This window comes from Marinobacterium stanieri (assembly GCF_900155945.1).
Lineage (GTDB): Bacteria > Pseudomonadota > Gammaproteobacteria > Pseudomonadales > Balneatricaceae > Marinobacterium > Marinobacterium stanieri.
Map to the genome: position 1 here is coordinate 144,577 of NZ_FTMN01000005.1, position 26,021 is coordinate 170,597.

At 55.2% G+C, this 26,021-nt stretch carries 26 protein-coding genes; 6 read left to right on the forward strand and 20 right to left on the reverse strand.

What is annotated here, in order from left to right; all coding sequences use genetic code 11:
* Position 1: 1 nt before the first annotated feature.
* Positions 2-775 carry an SDR family NAD(P)-dependent oxidoreductase gene (locus tag BW956_RS12525; protein WP_076463020.1) on the reverse strand — a complete coding sequence of 258 codons (774 nt, stop codon included), beginning with the start codon at positions 773-775 and terminating at the stop codon, positions 2-4.
* Positions 772-2,115: an ABC1 kinase family protein gene (locus tag BW956_RS12530; protein WP_076463021.1), complete on the reverse strand. Its 1,344-nt coding sequence runs from the start codon at positions 2,113-2,115 to the stop codon at positions 772-774. Before BW956_RS12530 ends, BW956_RS12525 begins: the two co-directional genes overlap by 4 nt.
* 93 nt (positions 2,116-2,208) lie before the next feature.
* Here BW956_RS12530 and BW956_RS12535 point away from each other — a divergent pair, with 93 nt between their 5' ends.
* Both BW956_RS12535 and BW956_RS12540 read left to right on the forward strand, forming a co-directional pair.
* Complete coding sequence (locus tag BW956_RS12535) at positions 2,209-2,568, forward strand: YacL family protein (RefSeq protein WP_076463022.1); 360 nt, start codon at positions 2,209-2,211, stop codon at positions 2,566-2,568.
* A gap of 69 nt (positions 2,569-2,637) precedes the next feature.
* The gene (locus BW956_RS12540; RefSeq protein ID WP_010324943.1) at positions 2,638-3,114 is read left to right on the forward strand and encodes a peroxiredoxin; all 477 of its coding nucleotides are present in this window, start codon (positions 2,638-2,640) and stop codon (positions 3,112-3,114) included.
* Between the two features lie 79 nt (positions 3,115-3,193).
* Here the strand turns inward: BW956_RS12540 and fghA are convergent, their stop codons facing one another.
* From fghA to BW956_RS12555, 4 genes are all read right to left on the reverse strand, one after another.
* Complete coding sequence (fghA, locus tag BW956_RS12545; protein ID WP_076463023.1) at positions 3,194-4,045, reverse strand: S-formylglutathione hydrolase; 852 nt, start codon at positions 4,043-4,045, stop codon at positions 3,194-3,196.
* Positions 4,046-4,229: 184 nt separating this feature from the next.
* Positions 4,230-4,364, reverse strand: a complete 135-nt coding sequence (locus BW956_RS22770; protein WP_276327835.1) for a hypothetical protein — start codon at positions 4,362-4,364, stop codon at positions 4,230-4,232.
* A 13-nt stretch (positions 4,365-4,377) separates the two neighbouring features.
* Positions 4,378-5,493: an S-(hydroxymethyl)glutathione dehydrogenase/class III alcohol dehydrogenase gene (locus BW956_RS12550; RefSeq protein WP_010324940.1), complete on the reverse strand. Its 1,116-nt coding sequence runs from the start codon at positions 5,491-5,493 to the stop codon at positions 4,378-4,380.
* A 143-nt stretch (positions 5,494-5,636) separates the two neighbouring features.
* Complete coding sequence (locus tag BW956_RS12555; protein WP_010324939.1) at positions 5,637-5,990, reverse strand: RidA family protein; 354 nt, start codon at positions 5,988-5,990, stop codon at positions 5,637-5,639.
* A 210-nt stretch (positions 5,991-6,200) separates the two neighbouring features.
* Between BW956_RS12555 and BW956_RS12560 the strand changes: the two genes are divergently transcribed.
* A complete protein-coding gene (locus BW956_RS12560) occupies positions 6,201-7,085 on the forward strand; it encodes a LysR family transcriptional regulator (protein ID WP_010324938.1) in 885 nt (294 codons plus the stop codon).
* A gap of 3 nt (positions 7,086-7,088) precedes the next feature.
* Here the strand turns inward: BW956_RS12560 and BW956_RS12565 are convergent, their stop codons facing one another.
* The 7 genes from BW956_RS12565 to BW956_RS12595 are packed head-to-tail and all read right to left on the reverse strand — an operon-like array spanning position 7,089 to position 13,960.
* On the reverse strand, positions 7,089-7,352 hold the full coding sequence (locus tag BW956_RS12565) for an amphi-Trp domain-containing protein (RefSeq protein ID WP_010324937.1): 264 nt from the start codon (positions 7,350-7,352) through the stop codon (positions 7,089-7,091).
* A 9-nt stretch (positions 7,353-7,361) separates the two neighbouring features.
* Complete coding sequence (locus tag BW956_RS12570) at positions 7,362-8,693, reverse strand: metallophosphoesterase (RefSeq protein ID WP_076463024.1); 1,332 nt, start codon at positions 8,691-8,693, stop codon at positions 7,362-7,364.
* A 21-nt stretch (positions 8,694-8,714) separates the two neighbouring features.
* On the reverse strand, positions 8,715-9,398 hold the full coding sequence (locus BW956_RS12575) for a histidine phosphatase family protein (protein WP_076463025.1): 684 nt from the start codon (positions 9,396-9,398) through the stop codon (positions 8,715-8,717).
* On the reverse strand, positions 9,391-10,350 hold the full coding sequence (locus BW956_RS12580; protein WP_076463026.1) for a histidine phosphatase family protein: 960 nt from the start codon (positions 10,348-10,350) through the stop codon (positions 9,391-9,393). The genes BW956_RS12575 and BW956_RS12580 overlap by 8 nt, the downstream gene beginning before the upstream one ends.
* The gene (locus BW956_RS12585) at positions 10,343-11,440 is read right to left on the reverse strand and encodes an HprK-related kinase B (RefSeq protein WP_076463027.1); all 1,098 of its coding nucleotides are present in this window, start codon (positions 11,438-11,440) and stop codon (positions 10,343-10,345) included. Before BW956_RS12585 ends, BW956_RS12580 begins: the two co-directional genes overlap by 8 nt.
* A complete protein-coding gene (locus BW956_RS12590) occupies positions 11,434-12,330 on the reverse strand; it encodes a GAK system ATP-grasp enzyme (RefSeq protein WP_076463028.1) in 897 nt (298 codons plus the stop codon). Before BW956_RS12590 ends, BW956_RS12585 begins: the two co-directional genes overlap by 7 nt.
* Complete coding sequence (locus BW956_RS12595) at positions 12,323-13,960, reverse strand: phosphotransferase family protein (RefSeq protein WP_076463029.1); 1,638 nt, start codon at positions 13,958-13,960, stop codon at positions 12,323-12,325. Before BW956_RS12595 ends, BW956_RS12590 begins: the two co-directional genes overlap by 8 nt.
* Positions 13,961-14,083: 123 nt before the next feature.
* On the opposite strand from BW956_RS12595, the gene BW956_RS12600 reads away from it, so the two are divergent.
* Positions 14,084-15,277, forward strand: a complete 1,194-nt coding sequence (locus tag BW956_RS12600) for a GAK system CofD-like protein (protein ID WP_076463030.1) — start codon at positions 14,084-14,086, stop codon at positions 15,275-15,277.
* 96 nt (positions 15,278-15,373) lie between these two features.
* Here the strand turns inward: BW956_RS12600 and ahpF are convergent, their stop codons facing one another.
* The 6 genes from ahpF to BW956_RS12630 all read right to left on the reverse strand — a co-directional run bounded on the left by ahpF (position 15,374) and on the right by BW956_RS12630 (position 22,755).
* Positions 15,374-16,912, reverse strand: a complete 1,539-nt coding sequence (gene ahpF, locus BW956_RS12605) for an alkyl hydroperoxide reductase subunit F (RefSeq protein ID WP_076463031.1) — start codon at positions 16,910-16,912, stop codon at positions 15,374-15,376.
* 346 nt (positions 16,913-17,258) lie between these two features.
* Positions 17,259-17,816 carry an alkyl hydroperoxide reductase subunit C gene (ahpC, locus tag BW956_RS12610; protein ID WP_474537508.1) on the reverse strand — a complete coding sequence of 186 codons (558 nt, stop codon included), beginning with the start codon at positions 17,814-17,816 and terminating at the stop codon, positions 17,259-17,261.
* 247 nt (positions 17,817-18,063) lie between these two features.
* Positions 18,064-19,392 carry an MvaI/BcnI family restriction endonuclease gene (locus BW956_RS12615; protein WP_076463032.1) on the reverse strand — a complete coding sequence of 443 codons (1,329 nt, stop codon included), beginning with the start codon at positions 19,390-19,392 and terminating at the stop codon, positions 18,064-18,066.
* Positions 19,393-19,440: 48 nt separating this feature from the next.
* Complete coding sequence (locus BW956_RS12620; protein WP_076463033.1) at positions 19,441-20,154, reverse strand: hypothetical protein; 714 nt, start codon at positions 20,152-20,154, stop codon at positions 19,441-19,443.
* On the reverse strand, positions 20,151-20,894 hold the full coding sequence (locus BW956_RS12625; protein WP_076463034.1) for a hypothetical protein: 744 nt from the start codon (positions 20,892-20,894) through the stop codon (positions 20,151-20,153). The genes BW956_RS12620 and BW956_RS12625 overlap by 4 nt, the downstream gene beginning before the upstream one ends.
* Positions 20,895-20,898: 4 nt before the next feature.
* A complete protein-coding gene (locus tag BW956_RS12630; protein ID WP_076463035.1) occupies positions 20,899-22,755 on the reverse strand; it encodes a hypothetical protein in 1,857 nt (618 codons plus the stop codon).
* A 734-nt stretch (positions 22,756-23,489) separates the two neighbouring features.
* On the opposite strand from BW956_RS12630, the gene BW956_RS12635 reads away from it, so the two are divergent.
* Entirely contained in the window at positions 23,490-23,876 is a 387-nt protein-coding gene (locus BW956_RS12635) for a hypothetical protein (RefSeq protein WP_076463036.1), read from the forward strand.
* 88 nt (positions 23,877-23,964) lie between these two features.
* On the forward strand, positions 23,965-25,413 hold the full coding sequence (gene dcm / locus BW956_RS12640; RefSeq protein ID WP_083703058.1) for a DNA (cytosine-5-)-methyltransferase: 1,449 nt from the start codon (positions 23,965-23,967) through the stop codon (positions 25,411-25,413).
* A 27-nt stretch (positions 25,414-25,440) separates the two neighbouring features.
* Here dcm and BW956_RS12645 read toward each other — a convergent pair whose 3' ends face one another.
* On the reverse strand, positions 25,441-25,926 hold the full coding sequence (locus BW956_RS12645) for a very short patch repair endonuclease (RefSeq protein ID WP_076463037.1): 486 nt from the start codon (positions 25,924-25,926) through the stop codon (positions 25,441-25,443).
* Positions 25,927-26,021: the final 95 nt, after the last annotated feature.

Here is a 26,021-nt window from a genome sequence, read left to right on the forward strand (position 1 = left end):
CTCAAGGTGTAATCGGTTGCCCGTCCCAGGCAAAGACCTGGCCCGAATCCTCAGGCGTCAGGCCATCCAGAACCTTCAATAGCGATTCGGCACAATAATCGGGTGTGAACAGTTTCCCTTCCGGCACCCGTGCCTGAAAAGGTGCGGAGAGTGAGGTATCAACGGTGCCGGGGTGTAAGCCGGTCACCACCAGCTGGGGCCAGCGTCGTTTGGCTTCAATCGCCGTGCATTTCAGCAACATGTTCAAAGCCGCCTTGCTGGCGCGATAGCTGTACCAGCCTCCCAGACGGTTATCGCCAATACTGCCGACGCGCGCTGACAGCGCGGCAAACAGTGCCGGCCGGTCCTTCGGCATCTTCGGAATCAGGTGTTTCGCCAGCAGTGCCGGCGCCAGGGCATTGATCTGCATCTGCTGGTGAAAGTAATCCTCATCCAGCTGCCGCCAGCTTTTTTCCGGCATCCGGGTTTCGGTATACAGCAGGCCACTGGTAATCAGTACCAGATTGGGTGAAACGCTCTCCAATTGTGCCATGGCCGCTGCAATGCCGGCTTCATCACTGAGGTTGATGCTGTGCAGGGAGAGGCGCTGGCTGTGCTCCATGGCCAATTGCGACAGGTGAGAAGGGCGTTTGCGGGTAAACGCATGAATATGTTCGACCGCGGGATTATTCAGCAATGCGCGTAACATTGCCTGCCCAATACCGCCGCTGGCACCGATGATAACGGCCTCGATGGGATGCTCCAGGCGTGATAGTTGCGGTGATGGCTGCGTCATAACAGCTCCCGGTATCGGCTGAAAATGGCATGCACGTCGACAGACGCACCCAACTGTGCGGCCAGCATGAAAAGGCCACCCATCTTGCGGTGCAGAAAAAGTACATCCGCCGGTGGTGTATGCCAGGCCTCTGGCGTGCTGCTGATGGCCATGCCGCGCTGATGAATCCGTTGTGCCAGGTCCGAGTGGCCAAAGTCATAGTCACCGGGTGTACGCAGAGGCTCGGTAGCTTCGACGAATATATCCAGCACCACCTGACGGTTGGCGGCATCATGGCGCTGGCTGAAGAACCTCAGGGTTTCCAGCGCTTCAGCCAGTGTTGCGGTATCCCGGTCGGTGGCAGCGCAAATAGCGCGATGGTATTGGCGGACAAAGTCGCTGGAGAACTGACGCACGGCACCAAAGTCCAGCAGTACCAGCTGCTCCGAGCTCAGGTTGTACTGGTAGTTGGCCGGATTGGGATCAGTCTGCACGCGGTGCAGCTGGAAGAGTTCGCAGAAGAATAGCTCCAGCAGCAGGGCTGGAATCTCATGGCGCAAAGCATGCTTTTGTTCCGCGGCCTGTATCAGGCTGACACCCTCGACGAAGTCCATGCACAGGATCTGCTCGGTGGTGAGCGCCTTGTCCACACCGGGTATGAGCAGTGCACCTGCATGGCGAAAGCTCTGCAGCGCCTGGGCGTATTCCTGCAGTTGTTGCTGCTCGTGCAGGTAGTCCGTTTCCAGGTACAGCTGATGTTTGGCCTCTGCTACCAGAGGATCAATATCCAGCTCGCGGGGCAGCAAGCCGCTCAGTCGCAGCAAGGACACGACGTTATCAATGTCGCTGTCGATACTGCGCCTCACACCGGGATACTGAATCTTGATCGCCAGTTCGCGTCCTGCATGGGTGCGGCCCTTGTGAACCTGACCGATGGATGCTGCGGCAACGGGATCAAAGCTGAACTGGGCCAGTGTCTGGTCCCAGTTACTGCCCCAGTTATGTTCGAGGACATCGACCAGCTGGGCGGCGGGCATGATGACCGCATCATCGCGCAGCCGTGACAGTACGTTGGCCAGCTCCGGTGGCAGCAGGGCGCCGGAGTCCATGGAGATCAGTTGCCCCAGCTTCATGGCGGCACCGCGCATGCGAGCCAGCTTGGCCGCTACCTGCTCCAGGTTCTTGGCACTGAGCAGCAGTTCGGACATGGCGGGCCGCTGGCCTTTGAGCCATTGTCGGCTGCCGTCGGCCACCAGGTTGCCGGCCACCCGTCCGGCCAGACCGGTCAGGCTGGCCATGCGGGACAGGCGACTGCTGGGCACAGCAGCCGAAGCGCGTTGTTTGGGCTTGGCGTCGTCCATCCGATCTCCTGATCATTCTTCCCTGTTAGGGTTAGGGTATCATGTGCGTTTACGCCGACTGGCCGGAATTGGATGTATTGAGGGGTGTACTGAGTGGAGTACGAATTCAGACAGGATCTCTATGATCAGCCCGAGGCGATCGTCGAGTATGAACAGGCATTGTTCGGCCGCTGGCTGGGCGAAGAGCTGGGAAACAACCCTGAGCAGGCGTCCCGTGTGTTAAAGGAAGCCGAACGTCTGGCAGTGCAGAAGCGTGGTCAGTTTGAGTGGCATGGCCGTGAGTTGAGCCTGCGCCTGGACAGCGAAAGCGCTCGGGTCTGGGTGCAAGCTGAAGGCGATGAAGATGCCCTGGAAGAGGGTTTTGGCTGGAGTGATGCAGTGGCAGAAGCCGGGCTGGAAGATTTTATCGCCCTGTTAAGCGGCTGGATTGGCTATATTGAAGGTGGCCGCTAGGCAGGAGGCTCGATTCACTGCTAGAATCCTGAGCAAATCACTCAACTATAGTGTAATGGAGAGCAGATCATGAGCATTCAGATCGGTGATACCCTTCCCAATGTAGAACTGCGTGTGATGGGCGCGGACGGCCCTGAAGCAGTGAACACTGCGGACCTTTTTGCAGGCAAGAAAGTTGTTCTTTTCGCGGTACCGGGTGCTTTTACCCCGACCTGTTCTGCTGCTCACCTGCCGGGTTTTGTGGTTAAGGCTGACGAGATCAAGGCCAAGGGCGTCGACAGCATCATCTGCACCGCTGTAAATGATGTGTTCGTAATGGATGCCTGGGGCAAGGCGCAGAACGCTGACAACATCACAATGCTGGCAGACGGTATCGGTGAATTCGCATCGGCGCTGGGTCTGGAACTGGACCTGACCGGCATTCAGTTCGGCAAGCGCAGCAAGCGTTACGCCATGATCGTCAACGACGGTGTGGTTGAGCTGCTGAACGTGGACGAGAAAGACTTCGAGAAGAGCAGCGCTGAAGCGGTTCTGGCCGCACTCTAAGCGTCACGCGACCTCATACGAAAAACGCCGACCGGCTTGCGCGGGTCGGCGTTTTTTTGTGTCTGTTTCAGACCGCGATTCAGCTTACGCCCAGTGCCTTGGCGTGATGACGCAGGTGGTCTTCGATAAAGCTGGCGATAAAGAAGTAGCTGTGGTCATAGCCCGGCTGCAGGCGCAGCTCGAGCGGGTGGTTCGCAGCTTCGCAGGCCGCCTGCAGGGCTTCCGGCTTGAGCTGTTCCGCCAGGAAATCATCGGCTTCGCCCTGATCCACCAGCAGGTGCAGTTTCTCTTCCGCATTGGCAATCAGCTCACAGCTGTCCCAAGCCTTCCAGCTTTCGCGATCTTCACCCAGATAACCGGTCAGGGCTTTTTCACCCCAGGGGCAGTTGATCGGGTTGGTGATCGGCGCGAAAGCGGATACGGAAGCATAACGACCCGGATTCTTCAGTGCGCAAATCAATGCACCATGGCCGCCCATGGAATGGCCGCTGATAGCGCGCTTATCGGTCACCGGGAAGTGCTGTTCGATCAGTGCAGGCAGTTCCGCCGTCACGTAATCGTACATGTTGTAATGCGCTGACCAGGGTTCCTGGGTCGCATTGACGTAGAAGCCGGCGGCAGAGCCGAAGTCGTAGCTGTCATGCTCACCCGGCAGGTCGGTGCCGCGCGGTGAGGTGTCCGGTGCCACAATGGCGATACCCAGCTCGGCGGCGATGCGCTGAGCACCGGCTTTCTGCATGAAGTTTTCATCGGTGCAGGTGAGGCCGGACAGCCAGTAAAGAACGGGCACCGGTTGCGTCTGGGCCTGTGGCGGCAGGTAGATGGCAAAGATCATCTCTGTGCCGGTTGCCGGCGACAGATGTTTGTAGCGCTTGAGCCAGCCGTCGAAGCATTTGTTGCTGGCGATCAGCTCGGGGGCTGCTTGTGACATGTGCGTTCTCCTTGAGCCTTCGGTGGTTTGCCGTGTTGTGCTTGGGTGCTGGGCTCAGGAGAGGACAGTGTTGCTCGACACGCCGTAAACCCTTCCCTGGGGGCTCGATGGCGCCGTCCATGGCGCCATACGGTCGATCAACCCTGTCCTCTCCACGCCTGCAACTGTGGGTGCCAGCGTCTGGTTATCGTTGATGACAACCGGAGCCGCACTGGGTGCCCGCAAAGCCGACCTTCAGCGCCAGGGATGGCGCTGCAGAGCCTCCATGGATGGATTCACGGCGTGTCGGTGTGCGGGTGCCCAGTGGGGCGGTAGGCACCCAAAGCGTCCAATTACTGATCGAACAGAATCACCGAGCGGATGCTCTTACCTTCGTGCATCAGGTCGAATGCCTTGTTGATGTCTTCCAGGCCCATGGTGTGAGTGATGAACGGATCGATCTCGATCTTGCCGTTCATGTAATCCTCAACGTAACCCGGCAGCTGGCTGCGGCCTTTGACGCCACCGAAAGCGGAGCCTTTCCAGACGCGACCGGTGACCAGCTGGAACGGACGGGTGGAGATCTCTTCGCCAGCACCGGCAACACCGATGATGATGGATTCACCCCAACCCTTGTGGCAGCACTCCAGTGCGGAACGCATTACCTGTACGTTACCGATACACTCGAAGGAGTAGTCCACACCACCGTCGGTCATGTCGACGATGACTTGCTGGATCGGGTCAGAGAAGTCTTTCGGGTTAACGCAGTCGGTGGCACCGAACTGGCGTGCCATCTCGAACTTCTCTTCGTTGATGTCGATGGCGATGATGCGCTCGGCACCGGCCATGCGGGCCCCCTGGATACAGGACAGGCCGATGCCGCCCATACCGAAGATGGCAACAGTAGAGCCCGGCTCAACCTTCGCCGTGTTCAGTACCGCACCGATACCGGTGGTGATACCGCAGCCCAGCAGGCAGACTTTTTCCAGCGGTGCATCCACGTGGATTTTCGCTAGGGAGATCTCCGGAACAACGGTGTATTCGGAGAAGGTAGAGGTGCCCATGTAGTGGTACAGGGTTTCACCGTTCAGGGAGAAACGGCTGGTGCCGTCCGGCATCAGGCCCTGGCCCTGGGTCGCGCGAACAGCCTGACACAGGTTGGTTTTGCCGGACAGGCAGAATTTACACTTGCCACACTCGGCGGTGTACAGCGGGATTACGTGATCACCCGGTTTCAGCGTGGTAACGCCGGGGCCGACTTCTTCAACCACGCCCGCGCCTTCATGGCCCAGGATGGACGGGAAGATGCCTTCCGGGTCTGCGCCAGACAGTGTGAACGCGTCGGTGTGACACACGCCAGTGGCAACGATACGCACCAGAACTTCACCGGCCTTGGGGCCCTGAACATCTACTTCTTCGATAGTGAGAGGATCGCCAGCTTTCCAGGCAACGGCAGCGCGAGATTTCATGAGAGGTCTCCTGTATTCGGTTTGAACACAGTCTAGACCCGGTTGGCGTCATTGATAATGGCACCAATCGAAAAGTATTTTTGCTCAGTAGCAATAATCGAGGGAAAATAGGCCTGCAGTGAACACCACAGGCCGGCAGGTCATCAGTCTTCGACGGCTGCGGTCACGGTCAGCTCGACCAGAATTTCCGGGCGGGCCATGCGTGCTTCAACACAGGCGCGAGCCGGTTTGGGCAGGTCAGCAACCCAGGCATCCCAGACTTCATTCATGGCAGCGAAGTCCTTCATGTCGCGGATATAGATGGTGACTGACAGCATGGAAGCCTTGCTGCTGCCGGCTTCGGCAAGCAGGCCTTCAATCTTGGTCAGGCACTGACGGGTCTGTTCGGCGATATCCCATTCCGCCTGGCCGGCGGTCTGGCCGCACAGATAAACGGTGCCGTTGTGCTTGACGATGCGGCTCATGCGGTCGGTGGAGTGGATGCGTTCGATGGACATGGGGCTCTCCTGTTGTGCGGATTATTGGATTCATCTGTGGGTATCGATCTTATGTCGACGCCACAGGCGGATAGCTACATTTTCTAAAGTTTCTTGCCGAAGGTGTGGCTTTTTTAAATGATATATAAAGCAATTGTCAGAAAATATTTCTGATGTATGTTGGTTTTGCAGAGTAACACCCGCTTGGGCGGCTGTTCGGGGTAGATCTAAATGCGTAATTGGGATGCGATTGAAGCCTTTGTCGAAGTCGTGGAGCAAGGCAGTTTCTCGGCAGCCGCCAAGAAGCTGAAAGTCTCGCCATCGCATATGAGCCGATTGGTGGCGCGGCTGGAAGCCGATCTTAATACTCCGCTCATGTACCGCACCACGCGCAAGTTTCGCCTCAGCGAAGCGGGTGAGCATTACTACCAGCATTGTCGCGATCTGCTGCAGGGGTTTTCTGCAGCAGAAGAGGAGTTGTCCAGCTTTCAGGCCGAGCCTTCGGGCAAGCTGCGCGTGACCTGCGCCACCACTTTCGGTGAGCGTTTTCTGGCACCCCAGCTCAATGACTTTATGCTGGCCTACCCCAAGATCAGTCTGGATCTGCATCTGACCAACCGCCAGACCGACCTGATTACCGAGGGTTACGATCTGGCCATACGCATGGGGACGCTGAAAGATTCCAGCCTGCTGGCGCGGCGGTTGTGTGATCGGCGTGAATATCTCTGTGCCAGCCCGGAATACCTGCAGCGCTATCCCATGCCGCATACGCTTTCCGAGCTGAGCCGGCATAACTGCCTGCTGGGCTCCAATACCTTCTGGCTGTTCAGTGACAACGGCCAGCGCCGTGAGCTGCGGGTGAACGGTAACTGGCGCTCCAACTCGGGGCCGGCGCTGATGGATGCGGTGAGCAAGGGGTTGGGCATTGCCCAGTTGCCGGATTATTACGTGGAGCCGGCGCTGGAGCGGGGTGAGCTGGTATCCATGCTGGAGCAGTACCGCTATCCGTTCAGCGGCGTCTGGCTGGTATATCCCCAGGCGCGGCAGCGCTCTCCCAAACTGCAGTTGTTGTGCGATTTTCTGGTGGAGCGCTTTGGCCAGGGACTGCCCTGGTAGGGCTTATTTAACCTTGAGCATATCTTCGGACAGCTCGCGCGGGTGCTCTTCCCAGCGGATACGGATATTGAGCTGGTTACGGGTTTCATCTTCACTGGCGGACACCTTCAGGTGCAGCAGACCTTCCGGTGTCAGCACCAGATCGGTATCGCCATCGCTGAATTCCAGTTTGCCCTTGCCCAGACCGCGGGCAATGGACTTGAGCAGGGTCTGAATCGTTTTGCCATCCTGGTAGGACTCGTAAACGAACTCGTTTTTCGCTGCCATAAATGCAGGTTACCTCGCCGGGTTAAGAGGAGCAGGACGGAACACCTTGGCGAACGGGTAGTCGTTGCTGATGCCAATGATATGCCGACCGGGATCGATGATCGTGGCACCACAGCCGACGCCGCGCAAGCCTTCCTGGCGCCGTGAGTTGCGGTCCAGGGTGATATCCGCTTCCACATGCAGCAATCCCTGACGTAGGGCCAGACGCTGGCCGCGGGTGCGGTTGATATGGCCATGGACCAGTGCGCGCACGCCACAGCCATGAATCTGCTGCACGCCGGCATCGCTCAAGGGCAGATCGGCGGCCCGGTACTTGGTTCTGAAAGTGTTGGCCAGGGAGCTGTAATAGAAGCTGAACAGGTCCTTGTGCAGGGCCTTGCGAAAGCGCTTGTTGACCTTTTTCAGGCCGCGCTCGGCAATGTCCCGGCTCATCACATCATCCAGCCCGGCATGCAGGAACAGGAAGGAACCGGTGCGGCGTACCAGCTGCATCTTTTTGAAGAACCAGTAAAACTCGCCCTTGGGGTGTAAGAACAGACGCTGACAGTGCCGTGCCACGGCATACACGGTGCGGATATCCATGCCTGCATTGAGGCAGTGGCGCTCAAAACTGCTGGCCTTGCTGCGCATTTTCTTCAGCTCGCGGGCCACGCCGGCTTCGGTCAGTATGCCTTCGGCGTGGGCGGGAAAACGCTCGAACCAGTCATCCGCCGGCAGCAGCAGGCTGCGGCAGGTATCGGCATCGGGCACACCTTTGAGCCAGTTGCGCTCCGGCCAACTGTCGAACACCTCACGGAACAGCGGAATCACTTTCTTGCCCATGCGGGCGAACAGGTGCTCGTTACCGGTATGACGCTTCTGCTGCATGGCGAGCAGTCCCATCATCAAGCGCAGGTCATGGTTGCCGGCCAGCAGGGTCACGCGCGCGCCCAGATCATACAGGCGCTTGAGACTGCGCAGCATTTGCAGGTTGCTGGGGCCCTTGTCCAGGCAGTCGCCCCCGATGATGAACTCGGCCTTCTTGCCCTGTTTGGTCAGCTTGAAACGGCCCTGTCCCGGTGTATCGTTCAGTTGCACACCGCCGCTGGCAACCAGTGAGGCTTCAAAGGCTTCCGCATCGGCGTGGGTATCGGAGATGAAAATCACCGGCCGCTTGGGCCAGCGCCAGTCGTCGGCAGGATAGGGGTCAATCAATGCCTGCTGGCGCATTTCGTCATCGCGGAGACGGCTGTCGGCAGAGCCTTTTTCCAGCGGCCAGACACAACTGGCGGGTGGCAGCGTTGAGCGGATGCCGGCGTGGCTGGGCAGGTCTTTGATGGTGGGCAGAAGGGTGCGCGACATGCTGTCCTCTGGGCGACCCGCTCAGTCGGGGCGCTCGCTTTTTTGTCTGATTTTCCACTCACCGCTGTGATGGCTCCAGCCGGTCAGGGGATCCTGTTGCAGCACCACCGGATGTCCGTGATACATGCTTAACCGCTTAATATCGTCGAATTCGATGACATTTAGATGATAGGCCGCATGACGAAAGGCAGCGCCGTGGCCGAATACCAGCTGCAAACCGCGTTCGGGTGCGGCGGCACACAGGCGCAGATGGCCAGCCACACGGGTACCGGCATCCATCAGCGACTCGGCGCCTTCCAGTGGCAGGCGGTAGTGGCTGTCGGATTTCCAGCCCTTGGGCGCGGGCTCGAAGCGCGGGTCCAGTTCCAGAATGCGTTCGATCTCACCGGTGCTCAGGTTGGCAACGGAGCCAACGCGGCGTTCGCACAGGTCCGGGAAGCTTTGCAGTTCCGGCGTTGAGCTAAACAGGTCGGCCAGCTCTTCCATATACAGTTGCGCGGTCTGCCAGGCCCTGAGCAGGGTGGAACAATGTACCTCGGCGCTGGGGCGAATGTCCTGCTGCTCAAGCCAGTCACGGAAGCGGCGTGCCTGTTGGCGCACCTCTTCGGCACCCTCATCGGTCAGCGGATAGGGCTGCAACGCACTGGGTGTTTTCGCCAGCTGCTCATAGTCACCGTGGCGGATCAGGGCGATCAGTTTAGTCATGGCCGACCCGGGCACGCAGCTGCTGGATGAAATGCCCCATGCCGTTGATCACACAGGACGGTGCGGCAGCTTCCGGGCTCAACCACTGGCAGAAGCGTTTATCGTGCCACCACTGGTCTTCGGCGGGTGTTGCGGTTACGCGCATGGCGAACAGGCGCAGGTCACACTCGCCACCCCATTTGGCGTGACGGGTATCGCCCAGCGGCTCGGGGTCCACTTCGCCACGAATGCCCAGCTCTTCCCAGGCTTCCTTGGCGGCGGATTCGGCGGCGCTCAGGCCAGGCTCGATGATGCCCTTGGCCAGCTTCCACAGCGGGTTGTTCAGGGTTTTGAACATCAGCAGCTGCAGCTCGCCTTCATGGATACGGTAGGCCAACACGCCAGACTGTTTGTAATAGTAGGCCGGGCGATCACGCCAGACGGTCAGGCCGTTCTCTTCAAAGGCAAACAGGCGTGGCAGAGTGCGCGGGCGGATCAGTTTTTCCAGCTGCCAGTGGCCCGGCGTCGGAATGCTGGCATCGGTGCTCAGGTGTGCCAGAGCGGCTGTGGGCATCAGCTTGCCATCATCCGGAATCGCCAGCGGCTCATCCAGCAACTGTTGCAGCAACTGCTCCAGGCCGGGATTGTGTGCCACCAGCATAATGCGCTGATAATGCTTCAGGCGTGGCTGCAAATGCTCCCACAGGGTCTCGGGCGAGCCCAGGTAGAGCTCGTCATCGGTTTCGATATTGGCGGCCGGAATGCCCATGACCTTGGCGCATTTTTCGGCCGTCAGCAGTGCCCGCTCGGCCGGCGAGCTGATAATGCAATCCGGCTGCAGATCGTGCTGTTGCAGCCAGTGGCCAATGCGCTGGGCATCGCGTTTGCCGCGCGTTTTCAGAGTGCGTTCGGAATCATCCTTATCGGCACCCACTTCAGCCTTGCCGTGTCGCAACAGCAGCAGTTCAGCCATTTTTCATGACCTCCCGAGAGTACCAGTCCGCGACCTGATCAAAGTCGGCGCGGCCGGTCACTTCATAGATATTAAGCCCGCCCAGTGACTGCAAATAATCGGCTTCCGGCGGCAGGGCGGGGCGGTCCAGAAATGCGCCCTGGGCATCCTGATAAAACGCGCCAGGGGATTTCATGATGCCGGGTAACAGCTGAGGCTCCTGGGCCAGATCGACCTGGCGGATCTGGCAGGGCTGGTCACTCTGATGCGACCAGTTCAGCAGAATCAAATCGTGCAGCGGGGCGCTCATGCAGAGGCTGTCGGCGCCGTAGTAGTCTTCCACCGGCACATCGGATTTGAACTCCAGCTGCCAGAGCTCATCCTTGGGCAGTGCCGCAAAGCGCGCCTGATTTTCCTCGCTCAGGACTGGTCGCAGGCGCTCGTTATTCAGGAGCGTCCCCGGGTTTACTCGGGGCAGCTTGGCTACGCCTTCGCCCTGAGTACCGCTGTCGCTGCGGGTAACAAACAGGCGGTCGTTGGTGATAAAACGGGCTTCTGGCAGCTCCATCAGGCGCAGCATCAGGGTAGACTTGCCGCCACCGGAGCTGGCCGCCACTGCTACACCGCGTTGACCCACTGTCAGCGCCGCTGCGTGGCAGATCAGCCCGCCTTTATGCTGCAGATGGTTGATGTGCTGGTTGTTGATGAAATTGACTGCCTGCGCCAGATTTTCCTGTGCCGGGCCGATCAGCATCGGATCTTGCAGGCGCTGCAGCATCAGCATGCCGGTTTTTACCTTGTATACCAGACGCTGGCCTGCGGGCAGATCGACGATGGCTTCCTTGAGACCGCTTTTGCCGGTTTCGCGGGGCCAGTCCTGCCAGTCCAGATCCGGTTTGATGGCCGGCTGATCGACCATCCACAGCTGAAGGTTCGGTGTGGCCTGCTCGGGTTGCGGGTAGCTGCGGTAATAGTCACGCAGGGCCGCGATCAGCGCTGGCGCATTGCTGCCGACGCGCACAACAAAATCGTCCAGCTGCAGCATAAAATGGTGTTGGCAATCGGCGATGGCCGTTTCCAGTTGTTGCGTGTTGAGCGGGTCGTTCAGCATGTGCGTGTTGTTTCCAGTGTTTGCATAATCCAGTCCAGATAGGACGCCGCGGCATCAATGCCACAGCCTTCCAGCGCGCCGCGGAAGCCTCCAAAGGCGGACACCTCGAACACGACCGGACCGGTGTCCGTGAGGGCAATATCCACGGTGGTGAAATCGAGATCAAAGCAGGCCTGTGCCTTACGGCCCAGTTCGATCAGTTCAGCATCGGGTTCAAACGGCTCGTAGCGGCCGCCACTGTGAATGGTGGTGTTCCAGGCATCCTGACTGCCGACGCGGGCATAGGTGCAGAGGTATTGGCCACCCACAAACACCATGCCCAGATCGCGCCCTGACAGGTCCAGCTTCTTCTGAATGTAGAGCATGGGGTTGCCGGCTGCAAAGTCCGCCAGCTGGGTGGTCAGGTTGGCGTCATCGGCTTCAACCAGTGTCATGCCCCGTGCCTTGGTGGAGTAGAGCGGCTTGAGCACGGCGGCGCCAAACTCATGCACGGCCTGTTCGGCGGCTTGCAGCGACTCGGTGACACGGGTCAGCGGCATGGGGATACCGGCGGCAGACAGGCTCAGGGTGCCACTGAGGCGGTCGATCAGCTGCATCAGGCTGCGGGTCGGGCTGAACACGCGAACTCCCGCGCGTTCGGCATGGCGCAGCAGCTCAATGCGGTCGAGCGTATGCGGGGTGTAGGTCTCACTGATCTTTTTCACCACCAGGGCGTCCAGTTCAGTCAGGTCCTGACCGCGATACAGCAGACGGTTGCTGTCCAGCTGCAGCTCCACGTCCGCCATGTCGATCACCAGGCGAAAACCGGTGCGTGCTTCAATGGCGTCGGCCAGGGCTTCAGTGGACCATTTGCCGGGAATGCCGACAACGCCAATACGCAGATTACTCAAGGAACAACTCCTTCAGGGGCAGTTTGTAACGGTCTTCCTGGCCGGGTTTGACGGCGCTGATCTGCTCCATCAGGTAGAGGGCACGCATGTACATGCGACCGGCCAGGGCTTTGTCGAAAATAAAACGAGTCGAGGTGATAAACGAGCGTGCCAGACCAATGGCCAGGCGCAGGTCAAAGCTGTCGTCCTTCTCCTGTTTGGCGAAGCGACGGCAGGCCATGTAAATGGTTCGGGCGACGGCCATCAGACGACGACGGCGGTCGCGCTCCAGAATCTTCAGACGGTAGATGGAGACCATCAGCACCGAGATATCCTGGCAGTAATCCAGGTAGCGCGAGCGGTGCAGGTCGATAAAGAAAATACGCTTTTCCGACGGGTCGTAGATGATGTTATCCACATTGAAGTCGCCGTGGATGTAGACCGAAAATGGCGGCTTGCAGCGCGCTTCCACTTCAGCGGTGTCGTCGACCAGCGTTTGCAGTGCGGGCAGGGTTTCACCGCAGATCTGCAGCTGTGGACGATCAAACTCGGGGTGCACCGACAAAATTGAAGGCAGGCGCTTATCCAGCTGGCGCATGAACTGGGCCGGTTCCGCCTTACGGTTGCGCGTTTCCCGCCAGATGCTGCGCAGGGTTCGCATCAGCTGCCGACTGGCTTGTTCCAGCAGAGCGCCATCATCGGCAAACAGCAGCGACTCGAAGGTCTGGCCCGGCAGATGCTCGATCAGCATGGACGCCGAGCCGTCCTTTTCCGAATGCGCCAGAATGCGCGGTGCCAGGCCCGGATAGATTTCGTGCCAGCTTTCCACGCCCTGTACTTCTTCATCCAGCTTGCCGGGGTCGCCTTCCTTATAGATGGCGAGATAGCGGCTGGAGCTGTTCTTGCGAATGCCGGCGATGGTGCTGCCGGATCGTGTTTCCGCCAGGGTGCTCACATCCAGTTTCTTCAACGGACGTTTCAGCTCGGCGGCCGCCTGGCGGATATGAGCAAGGTTTGACAGGTTAATCGCCTGCCCCAGGTTGGCCGCCAGAATGGCCTCCGCCATCTGTTCCAGTGACAGCGCCATCTGGCGCAGGGAATAGCAGGCAAAGAGCGTCGGCAGCAGCGCCGTGCGTTTCTCACTGGGCGGCTTCTCGATCAGCTCGGCCTGGAGATTGTCACAGGTGAGCTGCAGGCGATCACTACGCTGTTTCAGGCGGACTGCAGCATTGGCATCGGCATCGAACAGGCCCGGCTCGACCAGCTCCAGTGCCAGGGTGATGCGCTTGAGCATGCGGCGAAACTGTTTGCGCTTGGGCGGCTGTGGCAGGTCGTCATCGGCATGGCGGGCAAACTCGCTCAGACAACCGCGGGCAGAATCGGTCAGCAGCTCCAGTGCCTGGGCCAGGTTATCCACTGCCCGCATGCGCACTTCCTGCTGCACAGGCTTACGGCTGCGGCTGAGCAGGCGGATGGTCTCGCGCTGGATACGCATGCGCAGGTTACTGACGTAACCGCGACGGGATTCCAGGGTCGCCAAATGCTTGGGGGAAGGGTTACGGAAAAACTCGGCAGCCTGCTGCAGCTGGGTCTCGACCTCGCTCAGCAGAAAGTGAAGGTTTTCCTGTATGATCTGACTCAACGCGCTCATGGATGCCGGCTACCGCATAATTTCGGGTGTCACTATACGTTAATGCTTTTGCAGCTAACATGACAAAAACATGACGTATCAGTGACATAGACGTCACGGCTTGCCGGCCACAGAGAGGATAAGATGCCCCGCATATTGATGACGCGACCGGTCAGTATTCCGGACTCGCTCAAGCTCACCCGTTACTCCAAGTTGCCCGAACTCGGCCCGCGTGTGCTCTTTTTCAGCGGCGGTTCGGCACTGAACGGGCTGTCGCGCACGCTCAAGCGATACACCCACAATTCCATCCATCTGGTATCGGCGTTTGATTCCGGTGGCAGCTCGGCGGTATTGCGTGAGGCCTTCGATATGCCCGCGGTGGGTGACCTGCGCTCGCGCCTGATGGCACTGGCCGATGAAACGGTGCTGGGGCACCCGGAGATCGTGCGCCTGTTCAGCTACCGTTTGCCCAAAGACGATGATGACGCCAGTTTGAATAAACAACTGGAACGGCTGGCGCAGGGCAAGGACCCGCTGGTGCGACGCATCCCCAACCCCATGCGCAGCCTGATCTGCAACCACTTGGGTTATTTCCAGCAGGCGATGCCGCACGATTTTGATCTGCGTGGAGCCAGTATCGGCAACCTGATCCTCACCGGCGGTTACCTCAACAACAACCGCTCGTTGGACCCGATCATCTTCCTGTTCTCCCAGCTGGTAAACGTGCGTGGCACCGTGCGCGCGATTACCGGCGATGAACGCCAGTTAATGGCGCGTCTGCAGGATGGCACCCGCGTGGTAGGCCAGCACCTGCTGACCGGCAAGGAAGTGGCGCCGATCAGCAGCCCGGTGCAGCGCCTGAAACTGGTGCACTCCCAGCAGGAACCCAAGCCGGAAGGCTCCAAACTGCGCAAGGCCAACCGCAAGCTGCTCGCCTCGGCTGAGCTGATCTGCTACCCGCCGGGCAGCTTCTACAGTAGCCTGATGGCCAACCTGCTGGTGGATGGCGTGGGCTCTTCCGTGGCCGACAACCCCTGCCCCAAGGTGTACATCCCCAACCTGGGCTCGGACCCGGAACAGTTCGGCATGACCCCGCAACAACAGGTGGAAGCGCTGCTGCATTACCTGCAGGCGGACCAGGAAGACCCGGTGGCGGTATCGCGCCTGCTCAACATCGTGTTGCTGGACAGCCGCTTTCTGAATGATGTGGATGCCGATTTCAAGGCGCGCCTGGCAGAGCTGGATATTCAACTGATCGACATGGACCTGACCGACCCGCACCAGCCGGAGCAGTACGATAACGAGAAACTGGTATCGGCGCTGCTGTCGATGACGTGATCAGCCTCCATACTACACGCAAAAAAGCCGCCCCGAAGGGCGGCAAAATCAGCTAGGTCGCTGAAGAGAGATAAGGACGCAATGTCTAACGGTGGATCAGTTACGGATCAGGTGGTCGAAGGCACCCAGTGCCGCCGTTGCGCCTGAACCCATGGAGATGATGATCTGCTTGTACGGTGTTGCCGTCACATCACCTGCCGCGAATACGCCCGGCATGGACGTGGCACCGTGGCCGTCGATCACGATCTCGCCGCGCTCGGTCAGCTCCAGGCTGTCTTTCAACCATTCGCTGTTCGGGACCAGGCCGATCTGAACAAAGATGCCGGCCACATCCAGTACGTGCATTTCATCGGTACGACGGTCCTTGTATTTCAGACCGATCACCTTGTTGTCATCACCCAGCACTTCAGTGGTCATCGCCTGTTTGATGATGGTGACGTTGGGCAGAGATTCAGCCTTTTTCACCAGTACATCATCGGCACGCAGGGTGTCGGAAAACTCCAGTACGGTGACATCTTTCACGATACCGGCCAGGTCGATGGCGGCTTCGATACCGGAGTTGCCACCCCCGATGACGGCGACGCTTTTGCCCTTGAACAGCGGGCCATCACAGTGCGGGCAGTAGGCCACGCCCTTGCCACGGTACTCCTGTTCGCCCGGCACGTTCATTTCACGCCAGCGGGCACCGGTAGCCAGAATCACGCTGCGGCTTTTCAGGGTCGCACCGCTGGCCAGTTCCACTTCGATCAGCTCGTTTTTGCTGATTTTGGCGGCAGATTGTTCAGTCATTACATCGACTTCGTACTCTTTAACGTGCTGCTCCAGGCTGGCCACCAGTTTCGGGCCTTCGGTGTAGGGCACGGAAATGAAGTTCTCGATGCCGACCGTATCCATTACCTGGCCACCAAAGCGCTCAGCAACAACACCGGTACGGATGCCTTTACGTGCAGCGTAGATCGCGGCAGATGCTCCAGCCGGGCCACCGCCCACAACCAGTACTTCGTACGGATCTTTCTCGCTCAGGGCGGCTGCTTTCTTCTCCGCAGCACCGGTATCCAGTTTGTTGACGATCTCTGCCAGCGTCATGCGGCCCTGACCGAAGTGCTCGCCATTCATGTATACAGAGGGCACGGCCATGATCTGACGCTCATCCACTTCCTGCTGGAACAGGGCACCATCAATCATGGTGTGGGTGATGTTCGGGTTCAGTGTCGCCATCAGGTTCAGCGCCTGCACCACGTCCGGGCAATTCTGGCAGGACAGCGAGATGTAGGTTTCAAACTCGTAGGTGCCCGGCAGATTACGGATCTGCTCCTGCAGTTCGGCATCAGCCTTGGACGGGTGACCACCGGCCTGCAGCAATGCCAGTACCAGCGAGGTGAACTCGTGACCCATGGGGATACCGGCAAAGTTCACACGCGGTGCCTGGCCAGCGGCGCCCACAGCCATGTTCGGTGCGCGACGGTCGTTACCTTCCTTGACGCTGATCTTGTCAGACAGCTCGGCAATCTCCTGAGTAAGGGTTGCCAGCTCATCGGACTTGTCAGTGCCGTTGGTGGTCAGGGTCAGCTCAATCGGAGTCACAATGTTCTGCAAGTAAGTGTTCAGCTGCTGCTTCAGGTTTGTATCCAACATGGTGTCTGTTCCTTCAAGGTCAATAAGTCGATCAATCAAGTCAGATGGCGGTCCGCCTGTGGATCTCCTGTGCGGCGGTGAAGCTCATCTCGAATATGTGTTTATAGTACCGAGCGAGTTTTTATGCGTGAAATTAATCGTAGTTAATAGGCTGATAGCTTTTGGCTAATGATGGCCTATAGAAGGAAGCAATCGCCCGACGCTGAACCAGGTAAACGAGAGTTGCGGCAAGCACAAACAAAAACGCCGCCCCGAAGGGCGGCGCCTGGGCCTGTCGCAGCCGAAGCCGGACAGACCGAGCGATGATCAAGCGCCGGCCAGTGCAAGCCGACGCGGAAGATCAATCTTAGATTTTGCCAACCAGGTCCAGAGACGGAGCCAGAGTTGCTTCACCTTCTTTCCATTTAGCCGGGCAAACTTCACCCGGGTGAGCGGCAACGTACTGAGCCGCTTTAACCTTGCGCAGCAGGTCGTCAGCGTCACGGCCGATGCCTTCAGCAGTGATTTCAACTGCCTGGATAACACCTTCCGGATCGATCAGGAAAGTAGCGCGGTCTGCCAGGCCCTGGCCTTCACGCATCACGCCGAAGTTGTTGGTGATGTTGCCAGTCTGGTCGCCGACCATGTAGTAGTTGATCTTGCCGATAGTCTCGGAAGAATCGTGCCACGCTTTGTGGGTGAAGTGCGTGTCAGTAGACACGGAGAAGACTTCAACGCCCAGCTTCTGCAGCTCTTCGTATTTGTCAGCAACGTCGCCCAGCTCGGTCGGGCAAACGAAGGTGAAGTCAGCCGGGTAGAAGAAGAATACAGCCCACTTGCCTTTAACGTCCGCTTCAGTGATTTCTACGAACTCGCCCTGTTTGAAAGCGGTAGCCTGGAACGGTTTGATCTCGGTGTTAACGATACCCATGTGATTGAATCTCCTGCACATTTGAGTAGTTGCTTAAGAAGTTGGAAGCCATAGTACCGGCGTGAGCTGGATTCGTAAAATTGATGGTAGTGATTGGGGTGATAGTTTTTTGCTATTAAAAAGGGCGTCCCCTGTCATCCCATCACATTGTGATGGATTGTTCAATTATAGGCTTAATATATTATGAGCCTTTAGTCTCTTTGATGCCGCAGGAGGGGAAGCTAACCCCCTCCCCATTTCCTCAGGAGAGGACGATATCTTCCGTTGCATCATAGATGGACGAAACATCTTTCCATTTTATTCGGAACTGGTTTCGCTTTTTTGCTTTCCATTTGCTGTTTGTTAATTTCATGTTGATACCTGGATCGTAGTAAACAACGCTGTCTGCTAAAGCTGAAACGTAGCTTTTGATGTTCGCTCCTGTGCATAATCGAATGTTTGGGCCATATGAAAAATAGGGAACTTCTTCTCGTAATTCCTTCTGGTAGCTCACATAACAGGTGTTGGCGTGCTTGCGCTTCCAGTGGTTTAGAAGCTTCTGAAAAGACCAGCCGGCAGCAATGTTCTCTTGCGGGTCCATGAGGACCATCCCGCCCTTTGGATCGGTGATTTCCGATTTGGAGTAATCGAATCCGGTAAGGGTCATGGTCAATGAGCTTTTTTCATTCGGCTCATTCATACGATGAATGCTTGCAAAATTTATTTTTCGTGCAGTCCTGCTTGTTGCATAGGTATCAAGGAATGTATAGAAATCATCAAGGTAGGTACCCATATCAGGCTCAGGAGTCATAAGGGTAACCACGCCCGATGAGTGTGCCTTTAGTTCCCAGTCAAGAAAATCTGGCTCAGACTTTCCGTTAGGCGTTATGCCAAAAAAACTTTCAAGAGTAAGGCCTGCACCGTTTTGGGCCTTATACGGTATACGATTACCAGCTGCATCCAGGCGGCAAGATCTGATAAATCCCATGTGGTGGATTTCGTTGAGGCGCTGAATGAGTTTGGTACGCGTGGGAGTCTTACTCAGGGTTTCAGAATATTCATAGAATACAGAAGTGAAAAGTTCGGACTCACCAGAATCTATTCTATGGGCAGCTTCACGAGACAAGGCTGAGTCCCAAGGGCTGACATAAGCCAACACACTGTTTTGGCATATGCCAAAGACAAGGCACCGGTTGAGGTTTCCTGCTAGCCTTTGCTCACGCTCCTCGGGGGTCGGTGGTTGCATTAGATGGCTTGGTGCAAGCCCACAACCCTTGAGAAGGCCTGAAAGGCGTACTTCAGGGTACTTGGGGTAAAGAATAAACTGGGATCCACTGGCTTGCTGGATGTTATCGTTAAGGTCGATCCAGCTTAGGGAGACTTTGGCTTTGAAAATCGCGCCTTTCTTTTCGCTGTATCCATCTTCGTAGATATCCCCGGTCGGTACATTTCGCAGAATATCGAAGTCTGACCCGCAGTAAACTTGCTGCTTGGAATTGTCATTATTTGCCATGAGCTTGAAAAGGACAGTATGAGCGCCATGACTGCGCATGATTCGTGCAACGTCTTTCAGCTGAGCAGAATAATTCATTACGTTCCCTTTAAATCTTAATCCTTTCAGTTTTGGGATACAGTTATTTTAAGACTGTCTGAATCTGTCAAATTCAGCTGGTATCAGGCTGAAAAAGTCTTCTGTACTCATGGCAAAGAGATCATAATTTACTTTTAACTGCTCCATCCAGCTTATATATCTGGCAATACATCCCGCACTTTTTCTCGCTGCTGCGCCCTTCTTATAGGTTGCGCGTTCAGAATCGTAGTAAAGCAGGCTTGCGGTTCTTATAGCACCGTCGCAGCTGAGGAGATACTGTCTAGCCATCAGCTGTTCAACTAGCTCCCCCCTAACAGGCAGGGCACCGCTGAGAAGAAATTTTGAATCCTCACCGTAACGTGAAACCAGTTGCCATGTAGTGAAAACGGCATGCCGTGGGCGATGATTGTAGTTTTCACTCAAAATATAATTGTATTCCTTGCTGGGCTTTCTTGAGCCGTCCTCCTTGGCCGGACAGAATTGATCAAACCAGTAGAGTGCCAAAGCGCTCCAAAAGCCTCTGTCACCAAGAAAGCGTGCAGCATCAGAAATGCCTCCCAAGGCATCTACGAGATGTTTGCCCAAAGCATATCGTGTTTCAAATGCTACATTTTCGAGTAATAGTGACTCTCCGATTGGCTCAGATGTTGAGTCCTCAGTCAGGAGATACAGTGGGGTGCTCGGGGTGCCCTCGTTGCGAAGCTCCAAAATGAAGTTTTCAAATTCAATTAGCCCCGCTTCATTAAGTTTGCGCTCAATCATTGTTCCCTCTCCATTGAATTGGTGAGCAGGTCACAGAGTTCAAACTGTTTGCTGAAACTGTCCACGACATCCTCCACCCAGTTGTTCAGAGTAAGAGGATCTTTTTCTGATGGTCTTTCCGTAGCGATGTGTTCAGCAAACCGGAGCCAACCGTCTGCCTCTTGGTCATCGTCGTCATCGTTCCATAAGTAATGGAGAAGAACATGTCGTAGAGCCGCCGGGAGTACTAGGGATTGAAACAATGGGTTGCTTTTGATCTGTTCGACTGCATTGGGGATCTTGCTATTAATACAAAGTTGGGGCTTGCCGCCAGTTTCAAATTCGACTCTCCATGTTACTTGCCCTAGAGGCCCGGAACGGACAGTAAGAAGACTTGCTTTATTATCCTCATCATTATCTCCCTCTGGTCGGAGAGCCTCAGCTTTGGCGATCAGGCGGCCAACATGCTCACGTTCGTCGACAATTAGTGCTCGAAACAATACTGGTCCACTAAGATCAAGCTGATCCAGCTTTGTACTTGCAGGGGCTAAAATACGGCCTACCCGCCCGAATGGAAATCGTTGGAGCGTATTATTACGATATGCCTCGATATAGATCTGGGCATCTTCTGGTAGGCCTTTTTTGTTCAGACTAAAATCCACACTGAATTCTGGCACACCATCCGGCTGAGTTTCGATATTTATTCTGAGCTCACTGAGTTCGATCCTGCGACGTCCTGTATGGTTTATCGTTTTCTGCATCAGGTCAGCCCTCCTTGGTCAGCTTAATTTTCACATCACGATTATCATCGAATCCGGTCACATGTAGGCCGAAAGGGGGACTTTCCACTTCTACCAGCATGGTATTTTCAGCTCTGCTTACTATTTTCCCAGTTCCCTTGGTAAGCGCGATTTTCAGGTTTCCACCCTGTCCCAGCTTGAAGTCATGTGGGGAGTATTTTTTAAATGGGTTCCCAGCCCCTACATCGTAGGCGACCTCAATCTTGACCGTCTGTGGATAATTCTCAGTGTTGGCATCTTTCGGTGTTACAACGGAAAAACCACCTTCAATTTTGGAAATACTGAAATGCCTCGGGCGGGGTTTATGCTCGGGGGGTATTGGGATTGGAGTTTTTTTGGGTTTTTTTTGTGATGGCCCGTCCGCTTCAGGTTCATCTACCCAGAAAAAATTGCGAAGAGCTTGTTCGTCCACCTCTTCGATTTCTTCGGATAACAGGTCGTAAAGTTGAACAAGCGACTGCTTAATAGCTTGGATGGGCTTATTGGGGCTTTTGTAGCGTTGTTTCAGTTTTTCAGCACTACCTACCCACTTAGTGTGTGCCGCGTTCTCTGCATATCCTAGGAAAGAACAGATTTCATCATCATCAGCGATCATTGCTCCGAGAGCTTTACGGTCCCGAAACTTTTCCTCACCGGGTAGGGTTAACCCTCCTCGGACATAGAGGTCTATCCCCTTGTTAAGGGCCGTGGGCTTCTTCAGAAATATAGAAAAATATGTACTAACCTGGTTGCCGTTTTTCTGTTTTAAGGTGATCGGTAGTCTTAGACTGACCAGCTGGCCTTCAACATATCTTGTGCGGATAGAGTCGAGGACTTCCGGTTCAAAGTCCTCCTCGTCAAGTCGGCCATCATCAAGCCAGCTTGGGCGCATTTCCTGTATCTCTTTATCCTCAAGCTTGTAGGCTTCTTCGATGAAGTCAAATAGAGCATCAATATCTGCAAACTTATCCTTGGCATGCTCATATGCAAGCTCTCTAACATTGGAGGAGTTCACCTCTAGATGATCAAAGCGCAATGTGAGCTGTTTGGTAATAATTGGGTAAAAATAGTTTGCAATGGCAGTACCGATCATTGCTCCTATGTGAAAGTTCGGATTTGGAAACGGTATGATTATTGAGAGTCCATTCTGTCCCGGTGATCTTTGTACGCCGAACTGCTGAATAAATGTGTCAACTTCATCCTGATCCTTTCCCGGGACTGGAAACTCCTTGAGTCGGTCACCCTCATTCTCAACGTGAGCAAAAAAAGCATGAGGGGGATACTCATAGCTATCAACCTGCCGTAGCTTGAGGACAGTCTGGCCCATGAGGTGTGGCATGCTGTCACCATCTCTAAGGGTCAGTCCGAAAAAAACGCCTACTTGGCTGGTTGCTGAATATACCAGTTTCCCAAGGCCCCAACGTCCCCGGCTTTTACCTGTTTTGTGAGATTTGCCGTGACGTCGCCAGAAATCTGAAAAGTTATCGTTATCCTTACTGCTGACACACCCGGTAAGACCTTTGGTTCCAAAGTCCTCTATTAAAAGGGCTGATGGAGAGTCAAATGGCACTTCGCTTAGATCAAGATCTGCAGCGCGGGCATGTACCAGCTGTTCATCAAGAATGCCAGCCAAGAATGATTTGTCCAGGCCATCTTTAGTCGTTTGCATCCTGATGGATACGTGTACTTTAGGAGGGTCGTCGGCCGCTGCATCAAGCGAGTTCTGAATAGCTTCGCGGATAATCGTTTCTGACAGTTCAACCTCATCATTGCTGAACTGATCCCGCTGGGTAACTTCGGTTTCGACTTGGCCGGGGAGTTGCGGAGAAAAGAACCACCTCATGTAAAACCTCCATGTCTTGGTGTTGCGACAAAGGTAACTTGATATAAGGACGAATTCAAAATATTAGGGTGACTTAATACGAGGGGCCAAATGGTGCTCGGCCAACACAACACATTTGTCCAGTTCAGACTTAATCTGATGTTACCAAAACGGTAAAACTTCCGGCCCTTGCAGCTGTAGGCTACGTGTGGCCACCTCCAAATCCCTGTCGGTATTGCGGTTTTTTTGTTTAGCCAAAATTCGGTGATGGTCTCTGGGCTGACAAAGTGCACGGGGAATTTGTGCCAGAAACAGCTATCTACAAAGATCACCAAGCGGCTTCTAGGAAGCACTGTGGTCGGGCTTGCCCTCGAAATTGATGCTTATTCTATAGCGCTATCCAAGTGCCCAAAGTACTTTGCGTAAAGTCTGCTCAGGCTTAGTTTTTTACCTTTAATGCGGGACATGTAGTAGGCGCGCTGCCTGGACGGAAAATCCTCAATCGAGGTCAGCCCTCTGATATGTAACTTTCCTATCACCTTGTGGGCAACAAACAGTACTGTTGTTGCTTGTCGTGACACTGGCATCGATTCAGTAGGTAGGCTAGAGGCCCGTCAATCGCTACGTGCAGAGCTGGTAAGAATATTTTTACTGTATAAAAAAACAGTTTTTTGTTGGAATCTACACTTTTTATGCCTAATATGTGATTGATGAGTGATGTTGAGTCACCTAATAAACACATATAGGGGTGTCGTATGGATACGTTATCAATTCTTGAAGACATAAATGCACGGAAGCATATTGTCTCCAGGGTAGAAGAGCCGGTGGCTTCAGATCTTTCTCTACGTCAAACTGTTATCTTCCGTACAAAAATTGCGCAGCTTTGGATGGAGGAGGATTTCAGGAGGGGAGTTTTACCTGAAAAGATTGAGACCTTTTCCGAAGTACATGACTACATGGATGCCAACGAGTACTTGATGGATGAATTTCATCCTGTAGAGAGGCTCCGTTCCGTTCTTCAGTGGAACCTCCCGTTTTTCGACTTCTATGACCAGTACCACATCATGGTTGCTTCGCTGGATAAGTGGCTGAGTATTGGCAGAAAAGGGATGGCTGTTGACTATTTAGAACAGGCTGATTGAAACAGCTTGCAGACGTCAGGGGATATAGCGAGAATACGGATCGTTTTCGTGACCCCTGATCACCCATGTGACCCAGGGAGCGATTGTCATGAACAAACAGGTGCAGCTGGAACTGATGAATAGTTTTAACCCCGATATTCCAGAAGACGGATTCTGTGCGGAAATGCAGTTACTGCATCGGCTTTCAGAAATCTATGATCAGAAATTCATAGCAGAAGTTCTTTCCAAGACTTCTCCCGGCTACTGGACGCGGGAAACTATCAACCGGGCGCTGAAAGGGAAGGCAACTCCGCGCGTAACCTTTACCGAGTATCAGATTTTGCAGGGGCTTTTGCCCAAAAAGCCTGCGCATTACGACCAGCCAGCGTTCAGGTTTATTGACCTGTTCGCAGGTATTGGGGGGATACGCAAGGGCTTTGAGCAGGTTGGCGGCAAGTGTGTATTTACCTCCGAATGGGATAAGAATGCTCGCCGTACTTACTTGGCTAACCATTACTGCGATCCAGATGAGCATGTGTTCAATCACGACATTCGTGATGTAACTCTCTCTGCACAAACTGATATTTCTGAAGAACAGGCCTATGCGCATATAGATCATGCGATTCCTGACCATGAGGTATTGCTTGCGGGCTTCCCGTGTCAGCCTTTCTCTCTTGCTGGTGTATCTAAAAAGAACTCACTGGGCAGAAAGCACGGTTTTGAGTGTGACACTCAGGGGACCCTCTTCTTTGACGTAGCCCGTATTCTGGCAGCCAAGCGCCCAGCCGTTTTTCTGCTGGAGAACGTTAAGAATCTGAAAAGTCACGACAAGGGTAAAACCTTCAGAGTCATCTGTGAAACGCTGGACGAGCTGGGCTATGAAGTTGCTGATGTAGAGGCGCCCAAGGGGAGTGATCCAAAGGTGCTGGATGCTCGACATTTCGTGCCTCAGCACCGAGAGCGTATCGTGCTGGTCGGTTTCAGACGCGACCTGAAGCTTCATGAAGGCTTTACCCTTAAAGATGTGGCGAAACTCTATCCCCAGGATAAGCCCTGCTTTGGTGACATTCTTGACCCCGAGGTTGATGACAAGTACATCCTGACGCCAAAGCTTTGGGAATATCTCTACAAATACGCCGAGAAGCATCGTGCAAAAGGTAACGGATTTGGCTTCGGGCTCACGGGACCAAACACGGTTGCACGTACACTGTCCGCGCGTTATCACAAGGACGGGTCTGAAATTCTCGTAGACAGGGGGTTTGACCCTGAAAGTGATTTCTACTCTGAGAAGAACATGATCAACCGGCCACGTCGGCTGACGCCACGTGAATGCGCCAGGTTGATGGGCTTTGATGAAGTGGGCGAGAGTAAAATGGTCATCCCTGTGTCAGATACTCAAGCTTACCGACAGTTTGGTAACTCGGTTGTTGTGCCCGTTTTTGCAGCTGTTGCTGAACTACTCAAAGAGCGAATTCCAGCTGCGCCTCAAGTAAAGACTGAACAAATACCAGACTCATCTTTGAAGCAACTTGGGATGCAACTCCCAATTCCTGACTAGAGCATAGCAGCGGGGACCGCAGCAGGGTTAAGAACTGTTGTCGCCGGTATTGAATTGCCATGAGGGCCGGGGAGGTGTCGCCGGCCACTCCAGCAACTTTGTGTCACTGTTGATGATTGGTGCAATCTCTTCAATCATTTGACTTAAATGTTTTAACCCACACTCCCAGATAACCAGCACACGCCACCCCATATCTAGCAGTTGTTGCTGCTGTACCTGATCCCGTTGTCTGTTCCCTTCCAGTTTTGCCTTCCACTTTTCACTGTTCGATGCCGGAGTGTATGCATAGTGGCATCCTGGATGCTGATGCCAGAAACAGCCATGTACAAAAATAACCAGGTTGTATTTTGGCAGGACAAGGTCCGGCTTCCCTGGCAAGTCCTTGCGATGAAGGCGGTAGCGGTAGCCCTGGGCATGAAGCCATCGTCTCACTGCCATTTCAGGTTTTGTATTTTTGCCTTTGATGGATGACATCATTCTTGAGCGTGTGGCCTGATCTACGATATCAGTCATCGTTTGCGGTCCGAAACTTGATGGGTGTTGATGAGCTGCTCTCACATTATCATGTCCGGAATGTTTGTTTAGAGGCTGTTTGTGCCATGCGTTGG

Coding starts and splice junctions, on each gene's coding strand:
- BW956_RS12525 (WP_076463020.1), bottom strand. CDS start 775: ATGACGCAGCCATCACCGCAACTATCACGCCTGGAGCATCCCATCGAG.
- BW956_RS12530 (WP_076463021.1), bottom strand. CDS start 2,115: ATGGACGACGCCAAGCCCAAACAACGCGCTTCGGCTGCTGTGCCCAGC.
- BW956_RS12540 (WP_010324943.1), top strand. CDS start 2,638: ATGAGCATTCAGATCGGTGATACCCTTCCCAATGTAGAACTGCGTGTG.
- fghA (WP_076463023.1), bottom strand. CDS start 4,045: ATGTCACAAGCAGCCCCCGAGCTGATCGCCAGCAACAAATGCTTCGAC.
- BW956_RS12550 (WP_010324940.1), bottom strand. CDS start 5,493: ATGAAATCTCGCGCTGCCGTTGCCTGGAAAGCTGGCGATCCTCTCACT.
- BW956_RS12555 (WP_010324939.1), bottom strand. CDS start 5,990: ATGTCCATCGAACGCATCCACTCCACCGACCGCATGAGCCGCATCGTC.
- BW956_RS12560 (WP_010324938.1), top strand. CDS start 6,201: ATGCGTAATTGGGATGCGATTGAAGCCTTTGTCGAAGTCGTGGAGCAA.
- BW956_RS12565 (WP_010324937.1), bottom strand. CDS start 7,352: ATGGCAGCGAAAAACGAGTTCGTTTACGAGTCCTACCAGGATGGCAAA.
- BW956_RS12570 (WP_076463024.1), bottom strand. CDS start 8,693: ATGTCGCGCACCCTTCTGCCCACCATCAAAGACCTGCCCAGCCACGCC.
- BW956_RS12575 (WP_076463025.1), bottom strand. CDS start 9,398: ATGACTAAACTGATCGCCCTGATCCGCCACGGTGACTATGAGCAGCTG.
- BW956_RS12580 (WP_076463026.1), bottom strand. CDS start 10,350: ATGGCTGAACTGCTGCTGTTGCGACACGGCAAGGCTGAAGTGGGTGCC.
- BW956_RS12585 (WP_076463027.1), bottom strand. CDS start 11,440: ATGCTGAACGACCCGCTCAACACGCAACAACTGGAAACGGCCATCGCC.
- BW956_RS12595 (WP_076463029.1), bottom strand. CDS start 13,960: ATGAGCGCGTTGAGTCAGATCATACAGGAAAACCTTCACTTTCTGCTG.
- BW956_RS12600 (WP_076463030.1), top strand. CDS start 14,084: ATGCCCCGCATATTGATGACGCGACCGGTCAGTATTCCGGACTCGCTC.
- ahpF (WP_076463031.1), bottom strand. CDS start 16,912: ATGTTGGATACAAACCTGAAGCAGCAGCTGAACACTTACTTGCAGAAC.
- BW956_RS12615 (WP_076463032.1), bottom strand. CDS start 19,392: ATGAATTATTCTGCTCAGCTGAAAGACGTTGCACGAATCATGCGCAGT.
- BW956_RS12620 (WP_076463033.1), bottom strand. CDS start 20,154: ATGATTGAGCGCAAACTTAATGAAGCGGGGCTAATTGAATTTGAAAAC.
- BW956_RS12625 (WP_076463034.1), bottom strand. CDS start 20,894: ATGCAGAAAACGATAAACCATACAGGACGTCGCAGGATCGAACTCAGT.
- BW956_RS12630 (WP_076463035.1), bottom strand. CDS start 22,755: ATGAGGTGGTTCTTTTCTCCGCAACTCCCCGGCCAAGTCGAAACCGAA.
- BW956_RS12635 (WP_076463036.1), top strand. CDS start 23,490: ATGGATACGTTATCAATTCTTGAAGACATAAATGCACGGAAGCATATT.
- dcm (WP_083703058.1), top strand. CDS start 23,965: ATGAACAAACAGGTGCAGCTGGAACTGATGAATAGTTTTAACCCCGAT.
- BW956_RS12645 (WP_076463037.1), bottom strand. CDS start 25,926: ATGACTGATATCGTAGATCAGGCCACACGCTCAAGAATGATGTCATCC.